Here is an 11,819-nt window from a genome sequence, read left to right as displayed (position 1 = left end):
GCGTGCAGCGGCTTGCCCTCCGCGTAGCCGGCCGCGCTCTGGATGCCGACGACGGCCTTCTCGGCGAACTCCGCCAGGGAGTTCGCGCCCGCGTAGGTGCAGGAGGAGCGGACGCCCGCGATGATCGAGTCGATCAGGTCCTCCACGCCCGGGCGGGCCGGGTCGAGGAACATCCGGGAGGTGGAGATGCCCTCCTCGAAGAGGGCCTTGCGGGCCCGGTCGTACGCCGACTCCTCGGAGGTACGGTTGCGCACGGCCCGCGCGGACGCCATGCCGAAGGACTCCTTGTAGAGCCGCCCGTTCGCGTCCTGCTGGAGGTCGCCCGGCGACTCGTACGTCCCCGCGAACCACGACCCGATCATCACGTTGGAGGCACCGGCGGCCAGCGCCATGGCGACATCGCGAGGGTGCCGTACACCGCCGTCGGCCCACACGTGCTTGCCGTACTTCCTCGCCTCGGCCGCGCACTCCAGCACGGCGGAGAACTGCGGGCGGCCGACGCCGGTCATCATGCGGGTGGTGCACATGGCGCCGGGGCCCACACCGACCTTGATGATGTCGGCACCGGCCTCGACGAGGTCCCTGACGCCCTCCGCGGCCACGATGTTGCCGGCCACGATCGGGACCTGCGGGTCGAGCGCCCGGACCGTCCTGATCGCGGTGATCATCGACTCCTGGTGGCCGTGCGCGGTGTCGATGACGAGGGTGTCCACGCCCGCGTCGAGCAGCTGCTTGGCCTTGCCCGCCACATCGCCGTTGATGCCGACCGCGGCGGCGATCCGCAGCCTGCCCTGCGCGTCGACGGCCGGGGTGTACAGCGTGGCCCGCAGCGCGCCCTTGCGGGTGAGGATGCCGGCGAGCCTGCCGTCCTGGTCGACGGCCGGGGCGTAGCGCCGGTTGGCCTGGTCGAGCCGGTTGAAGGCCTCGCGCGGGTCGATGCCGGCGTCCAGGAGCAGCAGGTCGCGCGACATGACGACCTCCAGCTGGGTGAAGCGGTCGACGCCGGTCAGGTCCTGGTCGGTGACGACACCGACGGGCCGGCCCGCCTCGTCGACGACCACGCCGGCGTTGTGCGCGCGCTTGGGCAGCAGGGCCAGCGCGTCGGCGACGGTCTGGTGCGGGGCCAGCACGATCGGGGTGTCCAGGACGTGGTGGCGGCTCTTCACCCAGGAGACGACCTCGGTGACGACCTCGATCGGGATGTCCTGCGGGATGACGACCAGGCCGCCGCGCCGGGCCATCGTCTCGGCCATCCGGCGCCCGGCGATGGCGGTCATGTTGGCCACGACCAGCGGGATCGTGGTGCCCGTGCCGTCCGGTGAGCTGAGGTCAACGCCCTGCCGCGAACCGACGGCGCTGCGGCTCGGGACCATGAAGACGTCGTCGTAGGTCAGGTCGTACGGGGGCTGGATGTCGTTGAGGAAACGCACGTGCTGCACATCCCAGTCGATCGGAGGCGGCCCCCGGTCAGGTCAGCCAGGGGGAAAGAGCACGTACTTCATTCTCCCACGTCGGGCGTGCGGTCACCCACGGTCGAATCGTCCAGACCGGCCGGAGAGGCCTTGGGACGAACCTCCAAGGCGTGGTCCGGGAGACCCCGCTGTCTTGGCTTGAGGCACGCGGAAGGGGCGGCCACCGTTCGGTGACCGCCCCTTCTTGTCCTTCAAGGCTCCGTCCTTCAGGCTCCGTCCTTCAGGCTCCGTCCTTCAGGCTCCGTCCTTCAGGCTCCGTCCTTCAGGCTCCGTCCTTCAGGCTCCGTCCTTCAGGCCGCCCGTCAGGCCCCGTCCGGATCCGCCCGGTTGAGGGCCGGCTTCGGTGTGGGGCCCGCCGTCATCAGGGAGTCCGCCGCGGAGGTGTCCGTCACCAGGCTGGTGACGAGGCCCGACCGCAGCACCGCGTCGATCGCGGCCGCCTTGCGCTGCCCGCCCGCGATCGCGACGACCTCGGGGATACGGCGGAGCTGGTCGGCCTTGACGGTGATGCACCGCTCGCCCAGGTCCCGCCCGACCCGGCGGCCCTCGGCGTCGAAGAGGTGCGCGGACATCTCGGCGGCGACACCGAGCGAGGCGTAGTGGCCGCGCTCCTCGTCGCTGAGCATGTCGTGCACCGTCGAGATGCCGGGCTCCCAGGAGCCGATGGAGACACAGGCGACCGTGACCTTGTCGAAGTACTCGAAGGCCCGGGCGATCCCGGTCTGGTTGCGCAGCGCCGCCGCGGTGGCCGCGTCCGGCAGCAGCATCGGCGCGTAGATGGGGTGGGCGTCCCCGCCGGACACCTGGGCGGCCCGCCGTACCGCCTCCACCGAGCCGCGCTCGGCGGTCCCGGCGTCGTAGACACCCGTCAGCTGCACGACCGTGCAGGGCGGCAGCCGGTCGAGGGCCGCCGCCATGTGGATGGTGGACCGGCCCCACGCCAGTCCCAGCACATCCCCTTCGTTCACCAGCTCGCCGAGCAGGTCGGCGGCCACTTCCCCCAGGTTCTCCGGATCGGGCGAGTCCTCGACATCGGCCGGGGACTCGACCACGACGGCGTGCCTGAGGCCGTAGCGGGCGCGGAGCGCGTCGGAGCGCTCGGCGTCCAGTTCGGCCGGCACGCGGATCTCGATCCGCACGAGATCCCGTTCGAGGGCGGTCTCCAGGACCCGGGCCACCTTGAAGCGGCTGACGCCGAACTCCTCGGCGATCTGGATCTTGGACTTGCCCTCGAGGTAGAAGCGGCGGGCCATGGCCGCCGCCTGCACCAGCTCAGCGGGTCCCATCCGCATGGCTGACCGGCCCGCCGACATACCCGACACGGCGATCTCCTCACTGCTGTTCACACTCTGGATTCGCCGTTCATCCTCGCAGATCCGGCGCACTTGATCAGCCCTGATCGGAGCCGTTCACGTTCCTGATGCTCAGTGGTCGCACGCCCACGACGCCTTGGCGGTCGCCCCCTCCGCTTGGTTGCGCAATGCACGTACCGCTTCGGCCGGGTCGGACGCCCCGTACACGGCCGAGCCGGCGACGAAGACATCGGCGCCCGCGTCCGCGCAGCGCTCGATGGTGGCGGCCGAGACCCCGCCGTCGACCTGGAGCCACAGCTCAAGTCCGTGCTTGCTGATCAACTCGCGGGTCCGGCGAATCTTGGGGAGCATGATGTCGAGGAACGCCTGTCCCCCGAAGCCGGGCTCGACGGTCATGATCAGCAGCATGTCGAGCTCGGGGAGCAGGTCCTCGTACGGCTCGATCGGCGTCGCGGGCTTCAGCGCCATGGAGGCGCGGGCACCCTTGGCCCGGATCTCCCGGGCGAGCCGGACCGGAGCGGCGGCCGCCTCCACATGGAAGGTGACGGAGGAGGCCCCCGCCTCTACGTACTGGGGCGCCCAGCGATCGGGGGCCTCGATCATCAGATGGCAGTCCAGCGGGGTGTCCGTCGCACGGGCCAGGGACTCTACGACCGGCACCCCGAGCGTGAGGTTCGGGACGAAATGGTTGTCCATGACGTCGACGTGGAGCCAGTCGGCTCCTTCGACCGCCTTCGCCTCGTCCGCGAGGCGGGCGAAGTCGGCGGACAGGATGCTGGGATTGATCTGCGCGGCCATACCCCAAGCCTCCCATGCCGGGGCGCGACGGGGCGCGCCGGTCCGGACCTAAGCCGTTCATCGGATGTTGTGAACGAGCTGTGCGTGCCATGCTGGGCGGCTGATCGACTCGACTGGTGGCGCCGGGGGTGGCCATGACCGGAAATCGAGGCATCGCGCACTTCGTCTGCGGACGGCGTGCGAAGTGGGTGGTACTGGGCCTGTGGCTGGTGGTGCTCTTCCTGACGGCACCCCTCGCCTCCAAGCTCACCGACGCCCAGGACAACGACGCGGCCTCCTGGCTGCCCGGCTCCGCGGAGTCGACCCAAGTCCTCCAGATCTCGGAGGACTTCAGGCCCGAGCAGATCCCCGCGGTCGTCGTCTACGCGCGCGAGAGCGGTCTCACGCCGCAGGAGCGGGCCACGATCGCCAAGGACGCCGCGGAGATCAAACAGCTGACGGCGCACGGCATCCGCGGAGCGGAGACCCGGGGCCCCGTCTACGACCGGCAGAACAACCCGCGCGCGGCCCAGATCCTCGTCCCGATCACCATGGACGAGAAGGGCTGGGAGGAGATCGCACCCGCGGTCGACTCGATCCGTGACGTCGTGGGCAAGGGCGGCGACGGACTCGCCGTGCACGTCACCGGCCCCGGCGGCACCTCCGCGGACTTCTCCAAGGCCTTCGAGGGCATCGACTCGACGCTGCTGCTGGCGGCGATGGGCGTCGTCGTCGTCATGCTGCTCATCACCTTCCGCAGCCCCACTCTGCTCTTCGTCCCTCTCCTCTCGGTGGTCGCCGCCCTGTTCACCGCGCAGGCCTTCATCTACCTGCTGGCCCAACACGCGGGCCTGACGGTCAACGGCCAGAGCGCGGGCATCCTCACGGTCCTCGTCTTCGGGGCGGGGACGGACTACGCCCTGCTGCTGGTCGCCCGCTACCGGGAGGAACTGCACCGCCACGAGGACCGCCACGAGGCGATGGCCCGAGCCCTGCACCGTGCGGGCCCCGCGGTGATCGCCTCCGGCGCGACCGTGATCCTCAGCATGCTGGTCCTGCTGGCCGCCGAGATGAACTCGACCCGTGGCCTCGGCCCGGTCGCGGCGATCGGCGTGGGGGTCGCCCTGCTGGCGATGATGACGCTGTTCCCGGCCCTGCTGGCGATCTGTGGCCGCTGGATCTTCTGGCCGGCGATCCCGCACTTCGGCGACCCCGACCGCATCGAGTCCGGCGTCTGGGCGCGCACCGGCCGCCGGATCGCCCAGCGCCCCCGCATGGTCTGGATCATCACCGCCCTGGTCCTGGCGGTCTGCTCGCTCGGCCTGATCCAGCTGCGCGCGGAGGGCATCAGCAACGCCGACGCGTTCACCGGGAAACCCGACTCGATCGTCGGCCAGGAGGTGTCCGCGAAGTACTTCCCGGCGGGCAGCGGCGACCCCTTGGTGATCGTCAGCAACCAGGCCCAGGCACGCCAGGTGGGCGAGGCGGTCGCCGGCACCCGGGGCGTCGTGCCCGAGTCCCTCGGCCTGCCGCCGGGCACGAAACCGGTGTACGAGGGCAAGGTCCTGTTCGAGGCGACGATGACGGCCCCGGCCGACAGCGAGGCCGCGAAACAGACGGTCGAGCGGGTGCGGGACGCCGTCCACGCGATCCCGGACGCCGACGCCCAGGTCGGCGGCGGCACGGCCGCGCTGCTCGACATGGACAGGGCGACCACGCACGACAACCTGGTGATCATCCCGCTGGTGCTCGCGGTGGTCCTGCTGATCCTGTGCGGACTGCTGCGCGCGCTGATCGCCCCGCTGCTGCTGATCGGGACGGTGATCCTGTCCTTCGCGGCGGCGCTGGGCATCAGCGCCCTGGCCTTCCGCCACATCTTCGACTACGCGGGCGAGTCGACGGACTTCCCGCTGTTCGTCTTCGTCTTCCTGGTGGCGCTCGGCATCGACTACAACATCTTCCTCACCACCCGCATCCGCGAGGAGGCGGCCCGCCGCGGCACACGACCGGGCGTGGTCACCGGCCTGGCCGCGACCGGCGCGGTCATCACCTCCGCCGGCCTGGTCCTGGCCGGCACCTTCGCCGCCCTGGGCACCCTCCCCATGGTCGCCTTCGCGGAGATCGGCTTCGCGGTGGCGCTGGGCGTCCTCATCGACACGTTCATCGTGAGGTCGGTCCTGGTGACGTCCCTGTTCCTGGACGTGGGCTCCAAGGTGTGGTGGCCGCACAGCCTCGCCAAGGAGGGGGATGAGTCAACCCACCCAGGGGCGCCGGAAACCGCCCGACCGGCCGAAACGGTGCGGCAGACGAACGACTAGCTCAGCCCGTCCTGCGAATGACCGCCATGTACATCGCGTCGGTCCCGTGCACATGCGGCCACAACTGAACGTCCGGCCCCTCACCGAGCTCCGGCACCCCGGGGAACAACGGCCGCGCGTCGACCAGTTCAGTGGCCGGCCACTGCTTGAGCACGTCCTCGACGACGGCCCGGGTCTCCGCGAGATGAGGCGAACAGGTGGCGTACCCGACGACCCCACCCACCCGCACGGAGTCGAGCGCGGTGCTGAGCAACTCCCGCTGCAACGGCCCGAACCCCTCCAGATCCTCGGGCCGGCGCCGCCACCGCGCCTCCGGCCGCCGCCGCAACGCGCCGAGCCCGGTGCACGGCACGTCCATCAACACCCGGTCGAAGCTGCCGGGTCGCCAGGGCGGCCGGGTCCCGTCCGCGGCGATGACCTGATACGGCCCCGGGTTCCCGGCCAGCGCCTTGGCGACAAGACCGGCCCGGTGCGGCTGCTTCTCGGAGGCCAGCAGCACGGCCCCCCGCTCGGCGGCGAGCGCGGCGAGCAGCGCGGCCTTGCCACCCGGCCCCGCACACCCGTCGAGCCACTTCTCGTCCCGCCCGTCGAGGGGCGCGTTCGCGAGGGCCAGCGCGACGAGCTGACTGCCCTCGTCCTGCACCCCGGCCCGGCCTTCGCGTACGGCGTCGACGGCACCGGGCTCACCGCCCTCGGCCAGCCGGACGGCATACGGCGACCAGCGCCCGGGGGCCGCGGCCTCCTCGCGCAGCAGCTCCTCGGTGGTGGCCCGGCCCGGCCGGGCGACGAGGGTGACCTCGGGCCGCTCGTTGTCGGCCTCCAGCAGCCGCTCGATGCCGGCCCGTCCGCCGCCGAGGGAGTCCCACAGCGCGGAGACGACCCAGCGGGGGTGGGAGTGCACGACCGCGAGATGGTCCTCGGGGTCGTCGTCGTAGGGCGGGGCGACCTTGGCGACCCACCCGTCGAGATCGTCCTGAGCGACCTTCCGCAGCACGGCGTTGACGAACTTGGCCCGTCCGTCCCCGAGCACGACCCGCGCGAGCTCGACGGTGGCGGACACGGCGGCGTGCGTCGGGATGCGGGTCCCGAGCAACTGGTGCGCCCCGAGGCTCAGCACGTCGAGCACCGGCGGATCGACCTCGCGCAGCGGCCGGTCGACACACTCGGCGATGATCGCGTCGTACGTCCCCTGCCGGCGCAGTGTCCCGTAGACGAGCTCGGTGGCGAGCGCCGCGTCCCGCGCCTCGAAGCCACCCTTCTCCCGTGCCTTGCGCAGCAGCGGCGGCAGGACGAGGTTGGCGTACGCGTCCCGCTCGTCCACGGCCCGCAGCGCCTCGAAGGCGAGGATGCGGACGGGGTCCTTCTGGGGCCGACGGTAGGGCTTGCCGGGCTTACCGGGCTTTCCGGTCCTGCCGGGCCGACTGGGCTGCTCGCTCACGAAAAAGGTGCTCCGGGGATAAGGGCTGGATACGCCCCAAGGGTACGTCCGCGGGGGGTGCCGTGGCCCTTTGAGGTCCCGGGGCTGACGCGCCCCGGGCTCAGGCGGGCGGGGTGGCGGCGTGGTTGTGCGTTCACCTGGCCGGGCGGGCACTGGCCGCGTGGCTGAGCCACTGGGCCACTGGGCCACTGGGCCACTGGGCCACTCAGACACCGGCACCGCGTGGCTGAGCCACTGGACCAACCCGGCACGGGCCGCGCATGGCTGAGCCACCCAGGCACCCGCCGCACAGCCGGGGCCCTCGCGTCACCCGCCGAGGCTCTCCCCGTCCGAGATCCGGACCCCCCGCGCCCAGTCCGCGGCCTTCATCGGCTTCTTCCCCTGCGCCTGTACCCACAGCAGCTCAACGCCGTACGACCCCGTACCGACGTGGACGCTGTTCTTGCCGACGGCGAGCGCGCCGGGGGCGAGATCGGTCCGGTCGGTGGCCGGCTGGACCTGGATCAGCTTGAGCCGCTCGCCGCGGAACGTCGTCCACGCCCCGGGCGCGGGGTGGCATCCGCGCACGACCCGGTCCACCCGCAGCGCGGGCGCGGTCCAGTCCACCCGGGCGTCCTCGACGGTGATCTTCGGCGCCACGGTGATGCCCTCGGACGGCTGCGGTACGGCCTTCAGCGTGCCGTCCTCGATCCCGTCCATGGTCGCGGCGAGCAGCCCGGCCCCGGCGAAGGCGAGCCGTGTCAGCAGGTCACCGCTGGTGTCGGTGTGCCGGATCTCCTCGGTGACGGTGCCGTAGACGGGCCCGGAGTCCAGTCCTTCCTCGATGAGGAAGGTCGAGGCCCCGGTGATCTCGTCGCCGGCCATGATCGAGTGCTGCACGGGGGCGGCCCCACGCCAGGCGGGCAGCAGCGAGAAGTGCAGGTTGACCCAGCCGTGGGCGGGGATGTCGAGGGCGACGCGGGGCAGCAGGGCGCCGTAGGCGACGACGGGACAGCAGTCGGGGGCGATCTCCCGCAGCCGCTCCAGGAACTCGGGGTCCCGCGGCTTGACGGGCTTGAGCACCTCGATCCCCGCCTCCTCGGCCCGCTCCGCGACGGGGCTCGCGACCAGCCTGCGCCCCCGCCCGGCCGGCGCGTCCGGCCGCGTGACGACGGCGGCGACCTCGTGCCGCCCGGAGGCGATGAGAGCGTCCAGAGCGGGAACGGCGACCTCGGGAGTACCGGCGAAGACGAGCTTCATGGGTGGGCGGGACCTCTCGGACGAGGGTGACGACGGGCAACGCACAAGTCTATGGCGAGCCACGCCCACGCCCCGCTAGCAACCCCCACCGCGGTGCCCCGCCCCCTGGGCCAAGGCGCGCACCCCCCACCCCCGGCGCACGCATATGCCGGTACGCCCCCATTGCGTGACCAGCGGCGCGTACACGCGTTGGTCAAGAAAGAGTTGACCACAACGGGCCGCGATCGCGGCCCCATCCTTTTCAACGCCGGTTCGAGAGGCTTGTTCATGGCCGACCACGCAACCCACGACGCCCAGGCTCGGGCCAGCCTGCACTTGCTGGTGCGGGACATCGAGCGGGTCCGCCGGCAGGTGGACGCACTGCGCACGCTGACCGCCCAGCTGGGCAACGTCTACCGCCCGCGCCGCTCCGGTCCCTCCACGGGCTTCGTCGTCTACGGACGCGCTCCCGCCCCCACGGTCCGTCTCGCGCAGGAGCTGCGGGACAGCGTCGAGACCCTGGTGACGGCCGCGGTCGACTTCGACCGCTCGCTCGGCTTCTCGTGGGACGCGGTGGGTTCCGCCCTCGGGGTCACCAAGCAGGCGGTCCACCGCCGTTACGGCGCCCGCAGGGCCGCGGCCCAGACCACGACCGAGACCGAGCGCACCCCGGAGCCGACCGGAACCCGCACGGTCAGCGTCAACACCGGCATCCCCACGGTCCCGTCGGTCCCCACGGTCCCCGCGGCCCGCTCCATGCCGACCCAGCCCACCGCAGGCAGCCCCACCCTCCGAGACGACCCCAGACCCACAGCCTTCCCCGCCCCCCGCAACGGCTGACCCCACCCCACCCCTGCCCTCCCCACACCGGGGAGGGCATCCGCATGCCCAGCCCGCCCAAGCCGAACGAACAGCGGGCCACCGATCACCCGCAACCCGCCGGCCGCCGACGGCGCTCCACCCCCACAGGGGCCACCCGCACCCGACGATGAAAGCCGCACGGGTGGGCAGGTGGGAAACCCAAAAACCCACCACCACCCGCACCCGACCAACCAACCGTCACCCAATGTCAGGCGGATCCACCCGCACCCACACCACCCCGTCCCCCCTCCCCGCAGCCATCCGCGCAGCCTGCGCAGCCTTCAACGCAGAGGCCAACGCCGCCCCCCGCCCCGGCGGCACCCGCACCAACACCCGCTCCCACCGCTCCCCCACCGGCGGCGCCCCCACCCTCCGAGGCCCCCCAACCCCCGTCACCGGCAACGGCACAGGCCCCAACACCTCGGCCTCCGCAGGCAGTTCCACAGCCGCCATGAACCCGGCCACCGCCTCCCCCGTCCCCGACACCGCCGCCATCCGCGACACCGGCGGAAACCCCAACTCCGCCCGCTCCCCCAACTCCCGCACCGCATGCCCCACGGGATCCCACCGCACCAGCGCCTGCACGGGCCGCAAGGTCGGCTCGGCGACGACCACCACCGTCCCCCCGGCCCCCTGCCCCCGCACCAGCGCCGCCGCCGCGATCCACCGCCGCAACGCGTCCTCCCCGGCCCGCAGATCGGGCCGACCGAGCATGGCCCACCCGTCCAGCAGCAGCGCCGCCGCGTACCCGCCCTCGGCGACCGGCTCCGCCCCCGGCGTACTCACCACCAGCGCCGGCGCCCCCGGCACGGTGTCCAGCACATGCTCACGCCCGGACGTCCGCACCGGAACGGCCGGAAACGCCCGCCCCAACTCCTCCGCGGTACGCCGAGCCCCCACCACCTGGGCCCGCAGCCGAAACCCCCCGCACTCGGGACAGTGCCAGGCAGCCTCCTCGCGCCCGCACCACCCGCACCGCAGAGCGGCTCCGGACTCCTGCCCCTCCAGCGGCCCGGAACAGTGCCGGCACCGCGCCGGCGCACGGCAGTTGGCGCACGCCATCCGCGGCACATACCCCCGCCGTGGCACCTGCACGAGCACCGGCCCGTGCCGCAGCCCGTCCCTGACGGCCTGCCAGGCGAGCGTCGGCAGCCGGGCCGCCCGCGCGGCCTCGTCCCGCGCGAGATCCTGGTCCCCGACGGTCCGCACCAGCGGAGCGACCGCCCGCACCTGCTCCCGCGAGGCGACGAGCGGCCGCGCCCACCCGCTCTCCACCAGCTGCGCGGCCTCCACCGTGCAGCTCCAACTACCGAGCAGGAAGCCGCACTTGTCCTGAGCGGCCCGCAGCAACAGCACTTCACGCGCATGCGGCTGCGGGGCGTGCGGCTCACTGTGGCTGTCGTCGCCGTCGTCCCACAGCGCGACCAGCCCCAGATCCTGCACGGGGGCGAACATGGCGGCCCGCGTCCCGACCACGGCCCGCACGGCCCCCCGCCGTACGGCCAGCCACTCCCGGTACCGCTTCTCCGGCCCGGCATCGGCGGTCAGCACCGCGTGCCGCCCCTCCCCCAGCACCGAGGTCAGCGCGGCGTCGACCCGAGCGACGGCCCGCCCGTCCGGTACGACGACCAGGGCACCGCGCCCGGAGGCCAGGGTCGCCGCGACGGCCCGCGCCAGCTCCTCGCTCCACTCCGGCCCGGGCAGGGCGTTCCACACCGCGCGGGGCGCAGCCCCCGAGGCCAGCGACTCCAGAAACGCGCCCCCACGCTCGTACCGCCCCCAGGACCCCACCTCGGGCACCCCGGGCGGCGGCAGCGGCGCGGGCGAGGGGCGCTGCTCGGCCCGGGCACTGCGAGGCGGCACGGCGAGCTGGAGCACATCGGCGAGGCTTCCCGCATACCGGTCGGCGACGGCGCGGGCGAGCCCCAGCAGCTCCTCGCTGAGCACCGGCTCCGGCGACACGACCTGGGCGAGCGCGGCCAGCGGCCCGGAGTAGTCCGACTCGGCGAGCCGCTCGACCAGAAACCCGTCGATCAGGCCCCCGCCCTCACGCCGCCCGTCCCTGACCCGCCCCCGCCCGGCCCCGAACCGCACCCGCACCCGCACCCCCGGCTGTGCGTCGGCGTCGAGCTCCTCGGGCACCGCGTAGTCGAAGTACCGATCAAGATGCAGCACCCCCTTGTCGACCAGCACCCGCGCCACCGGCAACTCCTTGGCCAGCGCGGCCCCCCGCCAGGTCCGCGGCTTGGCCCGCGGCACCTTGGCCTTGCGCACACTCTCCCGAATGAACGCAAGCTGCTCCGGCGCCCCGGCCTCCCCCGAGCGCTCCGCCCCCTCGTTCTCGCTGCTCACAGCATCATTGGTACCAGACCCCACTGACAGGCGGCCGCGCCCGAGCCCCTCGGCGGGGCCGGGCGCGACC

Annotated in this window: 8 protein-coding genes; 2 read left to right on the top strand and 6 right to left on the bottom strand. The window is 72.9% G+C overall.

All coding sequences use genetic code 11. The features are described 5' to 3' along the window. The 3 genes from ACFULQ_RS38500 to rpe form a co-directional block, all read right to left on the bottom strand. Positions 1-1,430: GuaB1 family IMP dehydrogenase-related protein (locus tag ACFULQ_RS38500; RefSeq protein ID WP_383553383.1), on the bottom strand; the 1,430-nt coding region annotated here is incomplete at its 3' end. A 344-nt stretch (positions 1,431-1,774) separates the two neighbouring features. After that, positions 1,775-2,818, bottom strand: a complete 1,044-nt coding sequence (locus tag ACFULQ_RS38495; RefSeq protein WP_381307869.1) for a sugar-binding transcriptional regulator — start codon at positions 2,816-2,818, stop codon at positions 1,775-1,777. Positions 2,819-2,896: 78 nt separating this feature from the next. Continuing rightward, positions 2,897-3,583 (bottom strand): ribulose-phosphate 3-epimerase, encoded by a 687-nt coding sequence (rpe, locus tag ACFULQ_RS38490; RefSeq protein ID WP_356599457.1) that lies wholly within the window; start codon positions 3,581-3,583, stop codon positions 2,897-2,899. 134 nt (positions 3,584-3,717) lie between these two features. Here rpe and ACFULQ_RS38485 point away from each other — a divergent pair, with 134 nt between their 5' ends. Continuing rightward, positions 3,718-5,880: an MMPL family transporter gene (locus ACFULQ_RS38485; protein WP_383553381.1), complete on the top strand. Its 2,163-nt coding sequence runs from the start codon at positions 3,718-3,720 to the stop codon at positions 5,878-5,880. Position 5,881: 1 nt separating this feature from the next. Here ACFULQ_RS38485 and ACFULQ_RS38480 read toward each other — a convergent pair whose 3' ends face one another. Both ACFULQ_RS38480 and fmt read right to left on the bottom strand, forming a co-directional pair. Next, positions 5,882-7,318 carry an RsmB/NOP family class I SAM-dependent RNA methyltransferase gene (locus tag ACFULQ_RS38480; RefSeq protein ID WP_383553379.1) on the bottom strand — a complete coding sequence of 479 codons (1,437 nt, stop codon included), beginning with the start codon at positions 7,316-7,318 and terminating at the stop codon, positions 5,882-5,884. A gap of 306 nt (positions 7,319-7,624) precedes the next feature. Continuing rightward, on the bottom strand, positions 7,625-8,557 hold the full coding sequence (gene fmt / locus ACFULQ_RS38475; protein WP_383553377.1) for a methionyl-tRNA formyltransferase: 933 nt from the start codon (positions 8,555-8,557) through the stop codon (positions 7,625-7,627). A 267-nt stretch (positions 8,558-8,824) separates the two neighbouring features. On the opposite strand from fmt, the gene ACFULQ_RS38470 reads away from it, so the two are divergent. Next, positions 8,825-9,376: a hypothetical protein gene (locus ACFULQ_RS38470; protein WP_383553375.1), complete on the top strand. Its 552-nt coding sequence runs from the start codon at positions 8,825-8,827 to the stop codon at positions 9,374-9,376. Between the two features lie 219 nt (positions 9,377-9,595). Here the strand turns inward: ACFULQ_RS38470 and ACFULQ_RS38465 are convergent, their stop codons facing one another. After that, complete coding sequence (locus tag ACFULQ_RS38465; RefSeq protein ID WP_383553373.1) at positions 9,596-11,749, bottom strand: primosomal protein N'; 2,154 nt, start codon at positions 11,747-11,749, stop codon at positions 9,596-9,598. Positions 11,750-11,819 lie beyond the last annotated feature (70 nt).

This window comes from Streptomyces sp. NPDC057253 (assembly GCF_042669125.1).
GTDB lineage: Bacteria > Actinomycetota > Actinomycetes > Streptomycetales > Streptomycetaceae > Streptomyces.
This window is presented reverse-complemented; position numbering and strand designations above follow the sequence as displayed.